This is a genomic window from Embleya sp. NBC_00896 (genome assembly GCF_045207785.1).
GTDB lineage: Bacteria > Actinomycetota > Actinomycetes > Streptomycetales > Streptomycetaceae > Embleya.
The window spans coordinates 2,304,512-2,318,870 of the sequence record NZ_CP108776.1 but is presented as its reverse complement, the minus strand read 5'-3'; the positions used below and the strand labels follow the sequence as shown (position 1 = coordinate 2,318,870).

The window sequence follows — 14,359 nt, the reverse complement described above, 5'->3', positions numbered from 1 at the left end:
TGGTTGGGGCCGAAGCGGTTTCGGCTCCGCGGTGCTTGCTTGATCACTATGGAGGGGCTGTGAGCCGAGGGGATACGGGAGTCGTCGTTCCACGACACCGCTGTCGCAGACCGGTGACATGGTCACGCAAAGGAACAAGGGGCGGCCCGGTACGCCCCGTTCGTCGCCCCGGCGACACCACGTCCGCCCTGGTCACAGCCATCGCGGTCCGGCTCGGTGGACAGTGTTACAGGAGCCTCGCCGTCCTGCGGTGCAGCCGCCGTTCCCACTGTCGGCGCGGTGTTACACAGCACCCGTCGCACATGTCTCCCTTGACCGTCGGCCTGGCCGGCCCCGCCGTCCTGCGGCCGGACACCCGGTAGGGGCAGCGCATGACGTTTCTCTGCGAACGGCCCTTGTTCGGTGTGGTGTTCGACATGGGCACGGGCGGCGTCCAAGCCCTCGTGGCGCCTTTGCGGTCACCGGTGCGCTTGTGTGGTCCTCGGGTTCGGCCGGCTCCCTGGCTGTGCCACCGATACCGCGTCGGTGACGGGCTCGGACGGCCTCGCGTGTCCGTACCCGAAACGGGAAGCCGAGTCGGCCGCAATCCACTAACTCTTTGGATGTGGACTCGAATACCCACTCCGATGTGACATAGATCATGGTTTGGCGAGTCGCCGTGTTCGCGGAGCGCGACGACAAAACGTGCTCATCGTGATGACCTCGCCGATGAGATAGCGGTGAGTGACTTTGATTAAGATTGATTTAAGGATTACATATCCCGGCTTCGTTGTTGCGCCGATCGCGATCTGTACCTTCTTCGTCTACCAAGCCGCGAACAACGTGGCCGGAAGCGCAGGAGTGGGATTATGGGTATTGCACCTCGAGCCGTCGCAGTCGTGGCGAGCGGGACGTTTGTGGCATTGTCTCTGCTTTCCAGCCCGGCTGTGGCGGATGAATCGTCCGTCCTCACCGCGGATGAAATTGGTTCGGTCAAGGAGTTGTCCGACCCCGATCCGTTGAAACCCGAGCAGATCGAGGCGGCCAGGAAGGAAACCCAGGCAAAGGACGTGCGGGTCGGCCTCGGGGGCTCCGCGGCCCGGGTCATCTCGGTCGCGCTCCCCGCGTCCTCGTACCTCGCGGCCAATCACCAGGCCCAGGCGTACAGCAACTACTGCGGTCCGGCCACGGCGCGGATGACCCTGCTGCACCAAGGTGTCAACGTGAGTCAGGCGACGGTGGCCGCGCGGGTGGGCATCACCCCGGGTAACGGCGGTACGAGCTGGGGCGCGATGCTCAGCACCCTCAACGCCTACACCGGCGGGCAATACGCCGGGACGTTCCTGGCGTACAGCCCCAGCGCGGCCGACAAGGCCTCGTACAAGGCGCGCCTCAAGGTCGACATCGCCACGAACAAGGACAGTATTGCCGGAAATGTATGGGAAGTTGCCGGTGGGCCGCATCTTCCGGGGCATCCGAACCGGGAGATCTTCCACTGGGTCAACATTCGCGGCTACAAGAACAGCGGCGCCTACAGCCAGGTCCAGGACCCTGCGACGAGCGTGTGGTCGGGAGTGCCGGCGCAGTCTCCCGTGAGTTCGGACTCGTTGGTCACCATGATGGGCGGTCGTGGCTACCAGTGGTAGGCGGCACACCCTCGCTCTGATCTGCCTGGCGCTGGCGGGCACCTTCGGGTGCTCGCCGGCGCCGGGCGGCAGCGAGGCGGCGCCGTCGAAGACAGCCCGGACGACCACCACCTCCGCCCCTGCCGACGGTCGCGCCGGCGACTTCTGCGAGGTCGCGCGTCCGGATACGTGGGTAACCGCGGAGAAAAGCCGTCAATACCCGTCACGCCCTGGTCTCGATCGCCGCGGCACCATGGTGAGCGCGGACGGGGACACGCTTTTCGCCATCGACACCGAGAACGGAAGAAGCGAGCTGGTATATCTGAAAGGAAAGGGACAGGAGAAGCACGTCATCCATGCCCTGGACACCGCAGACGCCGGAAGAAAGGTCCAGTACGGGAGCAGCCAATTCGATGGTCGTTGGTTGCTGTTCGACGTCGCATTCGACGCGGAGAACTGGAACGACTGGGCCCTTTACGCCTGGGACTCGACCGCCGCCGCCGCACCTTTCCTGGTGACACGGCACGACAAGAGTGTTCCCGGCCCATTTCTGTTCACTCACCTCCGGGACGGCAAGGCGGCATGGGCGGAGGGGATTCCGGACGGAAGGAAAGCCGTCCACCTCTACGACCTCGCCGGCCGCGCGGACTCCGTCGTGCGCACCGGCCACACCAGCCCGGTCTTCGTCGCGGGCGACCTGCTGGGCTGGCGGGAGGCCCCCGGCCCCCGGGAGCCCGTACTTGTCAAGGCCGTGTCGTTGCGAACGGGACAGCCCGTCGCGCTGCCGCCCGTCATCGCCAAGATCCGAGGGACCGCGCACGTCGCCGGCGACGGCAGGATCTGGACTTGGGTATCGCCCGACTACACCACCCTCTATGCCTGGCAGCCCGGTTGGGAGGATTCCGCGACCATTGCCAGGGCCAAGGAGGGCGAGCACATCGACCAGATGCAGTTGGCCGGCGACCTCGTCACGTGGGTCGGCGGGGAGGCGGTCTGGGCCGCGGACATCAGGAGCCATTCCCGCACCACTCTCACGCCCCAGTACGGAAGCGTCGCCTCCAACGGCGACTCCCTCCTGGTCACCTACCTGACGGGCGGGTACTCGAAGGACCCCGCCAAGCAGCAGGGGACCACCAGTTACGTACTGAGGGCACCGGACCTCGAACCCTTGCCGACATGCGCCAAGTGGGTACCCGTACCCCAGCCGCTCGACGAAACCGGAACCCTCGACCCCGACCCGGGGGAGGGTGCCTGACTCGTCCTCGCGAACGGCCACCGGGCCGAATTCGCGGTTTCGGGGGCGGTTCCCTGGGGCGAAGGCCGTGGGCGTTGTGGGGAAAAGGGCCTTGAGTCTCCAGCGGCGGGAGACGTCAGGATGAGGGGCATGAACGACGCGGCCCTCCATCCGATCGGGGAAGTTGCCCGGCGCACCGGATTGTCGGTGAAGACGATCCGCTTCTACTCCGACTCGGGGGTGGTGCCGTTCTCCGGTCGTAGCCCCGCCGGCTACCGGCTCTACGACCTCGACGCACTGCTTCGCCTGGACCTGGTACGCACTCTGCGGGAGCTGGGCCTGGACCTCGCCACGATCCGGCGCGTGCTGGACCACAAGGTGTCCGTGGCGGAAGTCGCGGCGGTCCACGCCGAGGCCGTGGACGTGCAGATCCGGACGTTGCGACTGCGTCGCAGTGTCCTGCGGGTCGTGGCCACCCACGGTTCCAGTCCAGAGGAGACCAACCTCATGCACAAGCTCACCCGACTGACCGCAGCCGAACGCCGGCGCCTGATCGACGACTTCATCGGCGCCACCTTCGGTACCGAACCCGCCTACCTCGATCTGGCGACCATGGTGCGCGCCGCCGCCCCCAACCTCCCCGACGACCCCTCTCCCGAACAGGTCCGCGCGTGGGTGGAGCTCAATGAACTCATCGGCGACGAGGACTTCCGCGACCGCATGCGCAAGTCGGCCGAGCACGAGGGTGACCGGGCCGAAACCGGTATCCCCGACGAAGTACTGGGGGCCATGCGCGAGCGGATCACCGCAGCGAAGGAAGCGGGCATCGACCCGCTCGGCGTGGAGGCCGAACCCGTCGTCCAGGACATCCTCCGTCTGCTCGCACGGGCGTACCCGCACGTCCCCGACGCGGAACTGCCAACCTGGACGACCCGGCACCTTGAACAGATCGACGATCCGCGCGTGGAGCGGTACTGGCGACTGGTGTGGGCCATCAACGGCTGGCAGGTGCTGCCCGGCCTGCTCCCGGACTTCACCTGGCTGCTGCAGGCGCTGCGCAAGGACCGGAGGGGTCCGCTCCGAGGGGAACAGCTCGGGCTGTCGAATCCACCCCGGGTGTCGGGGACGCGTGGAGATTCTGCAAGGGGGTGAGCAACTGCCCCAAGCCTCTGCCCCCTTCGCGCCGGCTACTCGATGGGCACGGCGACGCTGGGCGGCCGGGCCTGCGTGGCGGCGGCTGATACGAAGTGGTCGTTGCCTGTATTGGCCACGGCGTGCCGGCGCTGCCGGAGCCGGCAGGCCGCCTCTGGGGTCATCCGAGATGCATGAGGCGAACCCCTTGGCATCCGTTTTGGGTGGGAGTATCCTGAAATCAGCCTACGGGGCGAGCGAGGGAGCTTGACCGAACAGCGGCTTTGGAGCAGGGAGCTTTGCTCGGGCCAAGGTCGGAAGGCCAGGCTGAGAGGCCGGAAAGTCGAATGGACTGGAAGGCGACCCCTAGCACCTGATCCGGACAATGCCGGCGCAGGGAGCCCACCTCGTAGGTTTTTATCTGCGCAAACGGCGATCCCCGATCGACGCTCGTGCTTGGCCTCGGCCAAGGCGGGCGTCTTGTCGTTGACCCGTTCCTCAAGCCCACCGTGGGTGGAAGAGCCTCCGATCGATTGTGGTTGGGGGCTTTCTGCATTCATGGTGTGTCGCGGGTCGGTGGGTCAGGGGTGGGTGATGGTGGGTTCGTGGCGGCGGGGGCCCATGGCGTTTTTGCGGGTGGGTGGGCGTAGGCGGACCATGCGGTGTCGGCCGATGAGGCGGTCGTAGCCGTAGACCGCGTGGATGCCGAGCGCGAGCAGTGTGCGTTGGGCGCGTGGCCAACGCAGGATCTCGCCCATGCGCCGGGTCACCGCGAGGCTGACGTCTCGGTTGACCCGGATCTCGGCTCGGGCGCTCTCGTGCAGGACGGCGCGAATGCGGGGTCCGTGCCCGTTCGCGACCAACCGCAGCAACTCCTCGTGGCAGTAGGCGAGATGGTTCTCCTCGTCCTCGCAGATCATCCGCAGGCCCGGGCCGACGTCCGGGTCGTCGCCGAGCACGCGGCGCAGGAGTCGCATGTCCTCGGCCGCGCGTTGCTCGGTGACCCGGCTGTGCGCGAGGTAGACGATCACGTCGTCCTCGGTGAGGGGTTCATCGCGGCGGAGCCGGGCGTGCGAAAGGCCGACGCCCTGCTGCTCCAGGAGCATGCAATAGTCCGTGCCGGGGGGCACGTCCGGGGAAGCCAGACCGCGTCGGTGCAGCATCGCCCGGAAGATCCGCCCGTGCTTGTCCTCGTCGGCGCCGTGCCGGGCGATCTTGGGAGCCAGTTCCGGGTCTCGGACGAGAGCGGCGATCCGGGCGTTCTCCCATCCTCCCTGGCTCTCGCCCTTGGCCGCGACGGCGGCGAACAGGGCGAAGGCGTCGTCGTCGGCGTGAATCTGCCGGAACAGGCTGCGCGCGGAAAGCATCGTGATCCCATCTGCCGGGGACGCACCCGGCCGACGCCCACACCGACCGGTGAGCACGGCTGCAACGAACATCTGTACGAAATTACGGACACCGGCTCTGCCCGGTTTCCCCGAATAAGGGATTTGGATGCATTGGGGCGATTTTGCGGCGTGATCGACGGTACGACGCGATCGACCCGGCTCGCCGCCGCGACACGGGGTGGCGGCGGGTGACGTCCGGCTGATCCGGAGCCGGTGATGCCATGTGGCGGCTGCGGCGGTTACGCGCGTTCCGGGGCTCGGTCGCGCCTTGGATTCGCCGCGCGTCGGACGGATCGGGTGCGCGCCGAGAGGTGCCGCAGGTTGGCTCGGAGGAAGGCGGCCGTCGAGTCGAGGAACGACCACCCGGGATCCGGGGCTGGGGTCGGTTCGGGGTCGCTCCACCGTTGTGCCTGGCTCACCAGAGCTGCCAGATCGTCGGTGCCCCTGCTCCGGGGTGCGCGGCTGTGTGTCATGGCTCTCTGGTGCCCGCGAGAGCGTGCGTCATGGCTGACGAATGATCACAGGCATGCCTCATGTTGGTAATAGCGGTTGACATTTCCTGTCGCGGGTCGTCGTTTCCCGGACATCGAGGAGGTCGTCGTCGGGGGCTCCAGGGCCTGCCTTCGGGAGTCTCGCGAAATCACCCGTTTGACTCCCGGTAAATACGACAAGGCGATGGTGTCATTACTGGTAGTGAGTGACGGATTCTGTCGATTCGTCCTCATCGTCCCCTTGAGTGGGCGCATCACCTCCGCATGCCTGCCGGTGGTGCGCCCGCTCGACGACTTGTCGTCCTCGAATCGTTCGACGGATCCGGCCTCTCCAGAGATGCCGGTCCGCGGCCGACTCGTGACGGCAACGAGCATGTGAAGGGCCCATCCATGTCATTCGACGGCGCCTGTTCCACAGGCTTCCGAGAACCTCGATTCCAAAGATCCGCCGCGGTACTCGCGATCCTGCTCGGGATGGTCCTCCTGGGTACCGCCGGCCTGGTGTCGTTGGCCGCCAACGCCCGCGCGGCCACTTCCACGATCCTCCTGGGCAACGCCGAGAGCTACGCCGTGCTGGCCGGGAGGACCGTTACCAACGTTCCTGCGTTGGGCACCATCATCCACGGGGATGTCGGTGTCAGTCCGGGCAGTGCGGTCACCGGCTTTCCGCCCGGGGTCGTCGTCGGCGGCACCATCAACACGGGCCCCGCGGCCGCGCCGGGACAGGCGGATCTGGGCACGGCCTACCTCGATGCCACAAGCCGGGCCCCGGATGCCAGCATCGCGGGAGACCTCGTCGGCCAGACCCTGAACTCCGGCGTGTACTTCGCTTCCGGGCCGATCGGCATCACCGGCACCCTCACCCTTGACGCACAAGGGGACCCCAACGCGGTCTTCATCTTCCAGATCGCGGACACCCTGATCACCGGGCCCTCCGCCACCGTCGCCCTCATCAACGGCGCCCAGGCGTGCAACGTCTTCTGGCAGGTCGGCAGTTCGGCCACGCTGGACACGAACACGTCCTTCAAGGGCACGATCATGGCGCTGCAATCGATCTCGGTTCTGACCAACGCGACCATCGAAGGCCGAGCCCTGGCCCGCAACGGCGCGGTCACCCTGGACCACAACGTCATCACCCGGCCGTTCTGCTTCATCGGCCCGAGCGGTCCTCCCGGACCGAGTGGCCCCCCGGGACCGAGCGGGCCGGCCGGGCCCTCTGGGTCGCCTGGGGCACCGGGATCGCCCGGTGCTCCCGGATCGCCCGGTGCTCCCGGGTCGCCCGGTGCTCCCGGATCGCCCGGAGCACCGGGATCGCCTGGGGCACCGGGGTCGCCCGGTGCCCCCGGGTCGCCCGGTGCCCCCGGGTCGCCCGGCGCTCCCGGATCGCCCGGAGCACCGGGATCACCTGGGGCACCGGGATCGCCCGGCGCCCCCGGGTCGCCCGGCGCTCCCGGGTCGCCCGGTGCACCGGGATCCCCCGGGCCCAGTGGCCCCGCAGGACCTTCCGGTCCGGCGGGACCCGCGGGACCTGCAGGGCCTTCGGGCCCCGCGGGACCTGCAGGACCTTCGGGCCCCGCAGGACCTGGCTCCCCCTCGGCGTCCGGTACCGCAACGGCCAAGCCCGGGAAGCCCGGCAAGCCCGGTGGACACGGCGGGATGCACGAGTCCGGTCGTCCCAGCGCGTCGCAGAGCCCCAGCCACAGCGCACGGCCCGGTGGGGTGCACGAGTCCGGTCGTCCCAGCGCGTCGCAGAGCCCCAGTCACAGCGCACAGCCCGGCGGCGGTGCCGGTGGCGGCATGGCCCACCAGCCCGGTGGCGGTGGCGGTGCCGGTGGCGGCGCGCCCCATCAGGCCGTGAACAAGGGTGCGAACGCTCCGCACGGCGGATCGCACGAGTTGGCGGCCACAGGCACCGGTGAACTCATCGGTTGGCTGGCCGGCGGTGGCGCAGTGCTGCTCGCCCTGGGCGCCCTCGTCATCATCTACCTCCGCAAGACCCGCACCCTCGAACTCGAAACCGGAGGCAGCCACGATCACGCGTAGGCCGCCGGGTCCGAGGCCCGGCCGATAACAACCACCCCTCGATCGCCACGCTCTGCCCCCGTCCGAGGCCCGACACGGCCGCGGACGGGGGCAGACCCATGTCCCCGCACCCGACTTCGCGCTCCGAACACCCGTACGCCTATCGCGACTCGGCCGCCCCATCACCTTCCCGGCCACAGCACCAGCCGGGCGCTTGATTCAGCTGGTCTGTCTGCGGCTATGAATGATCAATTTCTGTCATCGATCATGTACCGTGTGTTACAGCGTCCCGGCCGCGGAAGACGAGGCCGGGACGCGTCCACGGCGAGAATCCCGCATCCGAGCACGGCGGGGCGCAGCGCACGACGAAGCCCGGGTCGGCAAGCCGACCCGGGCTTCGTCATGCGTTCGGGGCTCGTGCGCCGGGCGGTTCGGTCAGCCGGCGGTGGCCGGGCGGGCCGCCGGGCCGGAGCGGCGGGCCTGGGCCGAGCCGCTGCGTCGACCGCGCGAGGAGCTGCTGTTGCGCCGGGCGCGGTCCACCGTCGGGGCGGTGATGACCACGGGGATGCCGGACGGAGTCTGGGCGCCGGTGATCCGGGCCAGGTCGGCGTCGCCGGGCTGGACCTGGGTGGTCTGCGGGGTGATCCCGGCGTCGGTCATCAGCCGGGTCATGCCGCGACGCTGGCTGGGCATGACGAGGGTGACCACACTGCCGGACTCGCCGGCGCGCGCGGTCCGGCCGCCTCGGTGCAGGTAGTCCTTGTGGTCGCTCGGCGGGTCGACGTTGACGACCAGGTCGAGGTTGTCCACGTGGATGCCGCGGGCGGCGACGTTGGTGGCCACCAGCACCGTGACGTGGCCGCTCTTGAACTGGTTCAGCGTGCGCGTGCGCTCGGGCTGGGACTTGCCGCCGTGCAGGGCCGCGGCCCGTACACCGCTGTTGAGCAGGTGCTCGGTGAGCCGGTCGACGGCGTGCTTGGTGTCCAGGAACATCAGCACCCGCCCGTCGCGGGCGGCGATCTGCGTGGTGGCGGCGTTCTTGTCCGCGCTGTGCACGTGCAGCACGTGGTGTTCCATCGTGGTGACCGCGCCTGCCGAGGGGTCCACCGAGTGCACGACCGGGTCGGGCAGGTAGTGCCGCACCAGCAGGTCGACGTTGCGGTCCAAGGTGGCGGAGAACAGCATCCGCTGCCCGTCCGGGCGCACCTGGTCCAGCAGCGCGGTGACCTGCGGCATGAAGCCCATGTCCGCCATCTGGTCGGCCTCGTCCAGGACCGTGACGCCGACCCGGTCCAGGAAGCAGGCGCCCCGGTCGATCAGGTCCTTGAGGCGACCGGGGGTGGCCACGACGATCTCGGCGCCGGAGCGCAGCGCGCTGATCTGCCGGCCGATCGACATGCCGCCGGTCACGGTCGCCATCCGCAGCCGAAGGGAGCGGGCGTAGGGGGTCAGCGCGTCGGTGACCTGCTGGGCCAGTTCCCGGGTGGGGACCAGGACGAGGGCGAGCGGCTGACGCGATTCGGCGCGCTGTCCGGCGGTGCGGGCGAGCATCGCCAGGCCGAAGGCCAGCGTCTTGCCCGAACCGGTGCGGCCGCGGCCCAGGACGTTCCGGCCGACCAGCGAGTTCGGCAGGGTCGCGCCCTGGATCGGGAACGGCTCGGTCATGCCCAGGCCGGTCAGCGTGTTCAGCAGCGCCGCGGGCATGTCCAGCTCCGCGAAGGAGGTGACCGCGGGCAGCGCCGGCGTGATGGTCTTCGGCAGCGCGAACTCCCCCTGGACGGCGGCGGGCCGACGCCCGTAGCCGCCGGGCCGTCCGTAACCGCCGGAGCGGCCCGGCGCGCCGGAACGACCGGCGCCGGTCGAGCGGGCGTAGCCGCCGCTCCGGCCGCGGGAGGTGGAACTGCTGGGGCGGGCTGTGGGGTTCACGGGGGAACCTTCCTCGATACGGCGCGTATCGGGGAGTTCCGGCAGCCGGGAGCCGCGCAGGACATCACAAGAACGAGCCGAAGTGAAAATCAGAGCCGAAGTGGGGCGGGGGAACCCCGCGCGAACGCACTTCGAAGGGCACGGCGCTGTCGCGGACGGCGGCCGGCGTGAACGGATGCGAGATCCGTGAGCGGCGAGCGGGGACGGCTTGAGCCTGGTCCCGCCTACCGGGTGGGGAATGCCGCGTCGCGCACGGTCGCCGGATCCAGGGGACGCCGGAGAGCGCGTTGCGACGGACCAACGGACACCGTGCGGGGTCGGACCCGCGGTCTTGCGACGCGGATCCGACCCCGCACGGTGCTGCCGAGGAAGCGTCAGGCGGGAACGATGTTCTCGGCCTGCGGGCCCTTCTGGCCCTGCGTGACGTCGAAGGAGACCTTCTGGCCCTCCTGCAGCTCACGGAAGCCCTGCGCGGCGATGTTCGAGTAGTGGGCGAAGACGTCGGGGCCGCCGCCGTCCTGCTCGATGAAGCCGAAGCCCTTTTCGGCGTTGAACCACTTCACGGTGCCAGTGGTGGCCATGTCGTTCTCCTTCGTTTGGGGAGCAGTACCGAAACCGCACTGCGCGGATCCGCGTCGCCGCCAGGAGCCCATCCGGAGATGACCGGCCAAAACAAAAATGCACCCGACGGGCTGGCCCGTCAGGTGCACACAAAGTTCATGGGTACCACAACTGCAACTGACCAGAAGGTAGCACGGGAATCACCACGATCTCGGATCCGCGCAGGTGGGTCGGCGCGTCGCGGTGCCCTTTCGGATCCGGACGCCCCGGTTTCGGCGCCCTGCGACCGGCCCGCGCGGCGCGGAGATCCGCACCCGGGTCCGGCGCCGCGCCGGTCCGGCGTACGGTGCCCGAACACCGGCAACGTGGTCACCGACACACGCACGGGCGGCCCGCCGGAAGCCGCCGCGCACGAGAGGAACCCCGTCATGACCCAGGGCGAGACCGCGAACACTCCGACCCCCTCGCGTGGCTGTGCCGTGGTGACCGGAGCCAGCAGCGGGATCGGCGCCGCGACCGCCGAGCACCTGGCGAGCCTCGGTTACGACGTCGTGCTCGGCGCCCGGCGCCGGGACCGCCTGGCGGAAGTGGTCGCCCGCTGCGGCGGCCGGGCCCGCGCGCTGCCGCTGGACGTCGCCGATCCGGCCTCGATCACCGCGTTCGCCGGCGCCGTGGACCGCTGCGACGTGCTCGTGAACAACGCGGGCATCGCCGTGGGCACCGAATCCGTCGCCGAGGCGGACGAGGCCGCGTGGACGTCGATGTACGAGACCAACGTGCTGGGCACGCTGCGGGTGACCAAGGCGTTCCTGCCGCTACTGATCGCCTCCGGGGACGGCCAGGTGATCACGATCGGCTCGGTCGCCGGGCGCGAGCCGTACGAGGGTGGTGCCGGGTACAACGCGGCCAAGCACGCGGTGACGGCGATGACGCGCGTACTGCGGCTGGAGCTGCGCGGGCAGCCCGTGCGGGTGTGCCAGATCGACCCGGGGATGGTCGAGACCGAGTTCACCCTCAACCGGCTCGGCGGCGACGCCGAGGGCGCCGCCGCCGTGTACGCCGGGATGACCCCGCTGACCGGACGCGACATCGCCGAATGCGTCGGCTGGGTGGCCACCCGGCCCGCGCACGTCAACATCGATTCGATGCTCGTGTTCGCCCGTGACCAGACCTCCGCCCGCGTCGTACACCGCACCCCCGCCCCGTAGCGGAGGCCCCGGCGGCCGGCGTGGGCGCGGCGGCCGCCGGGGCGTCGGTCACCCCGCCCGCTCCCCGACCGGGGCCGGGACCGGCACGGGGTCGGCGCCGACGGGCGGCTCGGCGGTCCCGCGTCGGGCCATCAGGTACACCGCCTGCGCGATCGCGGCGACGGCCAGGTTCACCGCGAGGCCGCAAATCCCGGCGTTGACGTTGTGTACGTCCGGCTTTTCGAAGGTCACGTACCAGACCACGAACACGCCCGAGATCATCCCGAGCAGGGCCGGCCAGGTGCCGAGCAGCTTGCGCGCGGTGAGCACCGCCAGGAAGCCCGGCGCGAGTTGGATCAGACCGCTGAAGGTCAGCAGCAGCAGGTCGGCGAGCGCGTCTGCCCGGCGTCTTCTTGTCCAGCGCGAGCGCACCGGTGAAGCCGATCACGATCGGCAGGATGATCACGATCTGGTAGAGCGGCAGCCAGATCGCGTTCTTGCGGAGCACGTCCTCGTTGCGCGCGGACAGCGTCGCCGGCCACAGGTGCGGCAGTGTCATGAACGCGCTGCCGAGCGCCGAGACCACGATGCTGGTGACCCACCAGATCTTGTCGTTGGGGCCGTCCGAGTGGACGGTGAGCAGTTCCGGCCGGGCCGCGCCGATCTTGTCGAACACATCGCCGACGCCGCCCGCGTAGTGCGCGGGGATCGCGACGATCAGCACGATCATCGCGAGGATCATCAGGAAGTCCTTGAGGTACGCGGTCTTCGCGACCCCTCGGATGCCCGACCACAACACGAACGCGACGGTCAGCACGGTCGCGACGATCATGCTCGTGTCGCCCGCGTTCTCCTTGCCGGTCACCAGCGAGACGATCGCGCCGAGCCCGGTGATCTGGAGCTGTAGGTAGGGCAGGAGGAAGACCACGCCCATCACGGCGACCACGAAGCCCATCGTCTTCGACTTGTAGCGGTCCTCGAAGTAGTCGGCCTGGGTGATGTAGTCGCGGTCGCGGGCCAGCCGCCACAGGATCGGCGCGATGAAGAAGGTGCCGATGTAGGACAGCGGGATGTACGGGATCGCGTAGGTCGCGGCGACGCCGCCACCGAAGGCGATGCCGGCCACGCCCAGGAACGTGAAGGTCGTGAACGCCTCGCCGGCCTGCAGGAACCAGGTGGTCAGCGCGCCGAAGTTGCGTTCGCCGACGGTCCATTCGGTGAGGTCGTTGCTCTTGCCGCGGCGGCCCAGGAAGCCGAGGGCGGCGATCAGCAGCATGCCGACGAGTGCGACGGCGAAGGTCACGGTCATCGGCGCGGCTCCGCCGCGGAGCGGGTCTCGGTGGACGCGGTGCCGGTGGACGCGGCGCCGGTCCCGATGTCGGTCGTGGCGAGGGACAGACGGCGTCTGCGGTCCCGATCGACCACGAAGAGCGTCGGGGTGATCAGCATGACCCACACCGAGCACCACACGAAGAGGCGCGGCATGCCCAGCCACAACGAGCGGGTGTTCACGAACGGCAGCCAGACGGCCGACAACAGGGCCAGGATCGGGATCGCCGGGAGCAGCACGAGAGGACCTCGACGCATGGGACTCCTCCATGGGACGGGAGTGCGGCAATGGAGTGGGAGTGGGGGCGCGGCAGCGGGGTGGGGAGGATGGACGAGCCCGGACCGGGCCGCGTGCGGTCAGCCTGGCGTCGATTTTCGACAATCGACAAGAACATCTTCCGGATTGACGAAAACAGCCGCATGCTTGACGCATGTCTGCCATTCCAGTCGGTGCACTCGACCGCCGCATCATCGGAGCCCTCCAGGTGGACGGCCGCGCGTCGTGGCGCCGGATCGCCGCCGCGCTGGGCGAACCCGAGCGCACGGTCGCCCGGCACGGCACCCGGATGCTGGAGGAGCGCACCGTCGTGGTCACCGGAGCGGTCGCGCACGGCAGCGCCGCGCTGATCCGGGCGCGCTGCGTCCAGGCCGCCACGCGGGTCGCGGCCGGCGCGCTCGCGCATCGGCGCGACACCACGTTCACGTATGTGCTGACCGGCACCGCCGACTGCCTCGCCGAGGTGCTGAGCCCCGACGACCGGCTCGCGAGCATCGCGCTGGACGAACTGCCGGGCACCCCGGGCCTGGTGCAGTGCACGACGCTCCCGGTGCTGCGCTATTTCCGTACCGTGCACGAATGGCAGCCGGGGCTGCTGACCGCCGCCGAGGTGGAGGCGGTGCGCGAGTACCCGTCGATGACGCCGTCCTCCACGGACCATCGGGCGAGCGAACTCGGGCGCGAGGAGAAGGAGATCCTGCGCGCGCTCGCGGAGGACGGCCGGCTCTCGCACGACGCGATCGCGCGGCTGGTGGGGGTGTCCGAGCCGACCGCGCGGCGTCGGGTGGACTGGCTGCGGCGCAACGGCGTGGTGCATATCCGGGCGGTCGTCGCGCCGGAGGTGTTGGGGTTGCCGGTGGAGGCGATCCTGTGGATTCGGGTGCCGCCGGTTCGGGTGGACGAGGTGGGGGAGGCGTTGTTGGGGTCGCCGTGGGTGCGGTATGCGGCGGCTGTCATGGGGGAGCACCAGATCGTGGCTGATGTGACGGTGCCGGATCGCTTCGCGTTGTATGAGTTTGTGACTCGGGCGCCTTGGGTTGCGCACGTGGAGTCGGTTGAGACGTCGTTGGTGATCCACTCGTTGAAGCGGAGCGGTGTGTTGAGCGGGACGGGGGTTCGCCGGTAGGTGGGTGGCCTCGAGCGCGATGGTGGCCTCAAGCGCCGGCCGGGCTGAAGGGTGGCCTCAAGCGCCGGCCGGGCTGGAAGGAT

At 69.5% G+C, this 14,359-nt stretch carries 11 protein-coding genes, 1 pseudogene and 1 riboswitch; of the genes and pseudogenes, 7 read left to right on the top strand and 5 right to left on the bottom strand.

All coding sequences use genetic code 11. The annotated features are described in order from the left end of the window. The first annotated feature begins 926 nt into the window (after positions 1-926). From OG928_RS10320 to OG928_RS10310, 3 genes are all read left to right on the top strand, one after another. Positions 927-1,625 carry a C39 family peptidase gene (locus OG928_RS10320; protein ID WP_406282021.1) on the top strand — a complete coding sequence of 233 codons (699 nt, stop codon included), beginning with the start codon at positions 927-929 and terminating at the stop codon, positions 1,623-1,625. Between the two features lie 232 nt (positions 1,626-1,857). Further along, positions 1,858-2,859, top strand: a complete 1,002-nt coding sequence (locus OG928_RS10315; protein WP_406282019.1) for a hypothetical protein — start codon at positions 1,858-1,860, stop codon at positions 2,857-2,859. A 129-nt stretch (positions 2,860-2,988) separates the two neighbouring features. Further along, a complete protein-coding gene (locus OG928_RS10310; protein WP_406282016.1) occupies positions 2,989-3,990 on the top strand; it encodes a MerR family transcriptional regulator in 1,002 nt (333 codons plus the stop codon). A gap of 228 nt (positions 3,991-4,218) precedes the next feature. Beyond that, positions 4,219-4,386, top strand: a riboswitch (TPP riboswitch). 164 nt (positions 4,387-4,550) lie between these two features. Here the strand turns inward: OG928_RS10310 and OG928_RS10305 are convergent. After that, on the bottom strand, positions 4,551-5,336 hold the full coding sequence (locus tag OG928_RS10305; protein ID WP_406282013.1) for a ferritin-like domain-containing protein: 786 nt from the start codon (positions 5,334-5,336) through the stop codon (positions 4,551-4,553). Positions 5,337-6,112: 776 nt separating this feature from the next. Between OG928_RS10305 and OG928_RS10300 the strand changes: the two are divergent. Beyond that, a pseudogene (locus OG928_RS10300) lies at positions 6,113-6,925 on the top strand (ice-binding family protein); the annotation flags it as partial. 720 nt (positions 6,926-7,645) lie between these two features. After that, a complete protein-coding gene (locus tag OG928_RS10295) occupies positions 7,646-7,891 on the top strand; it encodes a hypothetical protein (RefSeq protein ID WP_406291332.1) in 246 nt (81 codons plus the stop codon). Positions 7,892-8,305: 414 nt separating this feature from the next. On the opposite strand, the gene OG928_RS10290 is transcribed toward OG928_RS10295, so the two are convergent. Then, complete coding sequence (locus OG928_RS10290) at positions 8,306-9,796, bottom strand: DEAD/DEAH box helicase (RefSeq protein ID WP_406282011.1); 1,491 nt, start codon at positions 9,794-9,796, stop codon at positions 8,306-8,308. Between the two features lie 374 nt (positions 9,797-10,170). Next, complete coding sequence (locus tag OG928_RS10285) at positions 10,171-10,377, bottom strand: cold-shock protein (RefSeq protein ID WP_020554951.1); 207 nt, start codon at positions 10,375-10,377, stop codon at positions 10,171-10,173. A 408-nt stretch (positions 10,378-10,785) separates the two neighbouring features. On the opposite strand from OG928_RS10285, the gene OG928_RS10280 reads away from it, so the two are divergent. Beyond that, on the top strand, positions 10,786-11,565 hold the full coding sequence (locus OG928_RS10280) for an SDR family NAD(P)-dependent oxidoreductase (RefSeq protein WP_406282008.1): 780 nt from the start codon (positions 10,786-10,788) through the stop codon (positions 11,563-11,565). Here OG928_RS10280 and OG928_RS10275 read toward each other — a convergent pair. Together OG928_RS10275 and OG928_RS10270 are read right to left on the bottom strand one after the other, a co-directional pair. Beyond that, positions 11,489-12,853: a sodium:solute symporter gene (locus tag OG928_RS10275; protein ID WP_406282005.1), complete on the bottom strand. Its 1,365-nt coding sequence runs from the start codon at positions 12,851-12,853 to the stop codon at positions 11,489-11,491. The two genes, OG928_RS10280 and OG928_RS10275, sit on opposite strands and share 77 nt — an antisense overlap. Continuing rightward, entirely contained in the window at positions 12,850-13,131 is a 282-nt protein-coding gene (locus OG928_RS10270) for a hypothetical protein (RefSeq protein ID WP_406282002.1), read from the bottom strand. Before OG928_RS10270 ends, OG928_RS10275 begins: the two co-directional genes overlap by 4 nt. A gap of 173 nt (positions 13,132-13,304) precedes the next feature. Between OG928_RS10270 and OG928_RS10265 the strand changes: the two genes are divergently transcribed. Then, a complete protein-coding gene (locus tag OG928_RS10265; protein ID WP_406281999.1) occupies positions 13,305-14,276 on the top strand; it encodes an Lrp/AsnC family transcriptional regulator in 972 nt (323 codons plus the stop codon). Positions 14,277-14,359: the final 83 nt, after the last annotated feature.

Excerpts from the sequence above, each read along its gene's own strand:
- OG928_RS10315 (WP_406282019.1), top strand. The coding sequence starts at position 1,858 with ATGGTGAGCGCGGACGGGGACACGCTTTTCGCCATCGACACCGAGAAC.
- OG928_RS10310 (WP_406282016.1), top strand. The coding sequence starts at position 2,989 with ATGAACGACGCGGCCCTCCATCCGATCGGGGAAGTTGCCCGGCGCACC.
- OG928_RS10305 (WP_406282013.1), bottom strand. The coding sequence starts at position 5,336 with ATGCTTTCCGCGCGCAGCCTGTTCCGGCAGATTCACGCCGACGACGAC.
- OG928_RS10295 (WP_406291332.1), top strand. The coding sequence starts at position 7,646 with ATGGCCCACCAGCCCGGTGGCGGTGGCGGTGCCGGTGGCGGCGCGCCC.
- OG928_RS10285 (WP_020554951.1), bottom strand. The coding sequence starts at position 10,377 with ATGGCCACCACTGGCACCGTGAAGTGGTTCAACGCCGAAAAGGGCTTC.
- OG928_RS10280 (WP_406282008.1), top strand. The coding sequence starts at position 10,786 with ATGACCCAGGGCGAGACCGCGAACACTCCGACCCCCTCGCGTGGCTGT.
- OG928_RS10275 (WP_406282005.1), bottom strand. The coding sequence starts at position 12,853 with ATGACCGTGACCTTCGCCGTCGCACTCGTCGGCATGCTGCTGATCGCC.
- OG928_RS10270 (WP_406282002.1), bottom strand. The coding sequence starts at position 13,131 with ATGCGTCGAGGTCCTCTCGTGCTGCTCCCGGCGATCCCGATCCTGGCC.
- OG928_RS10265 (WP_406281999.1), top strand. The coding sequence starts at position 13,305 with ATGTCTGCCATTCCAGTCGGTGCACTCGACCGCCGCATCATCGGAGCC.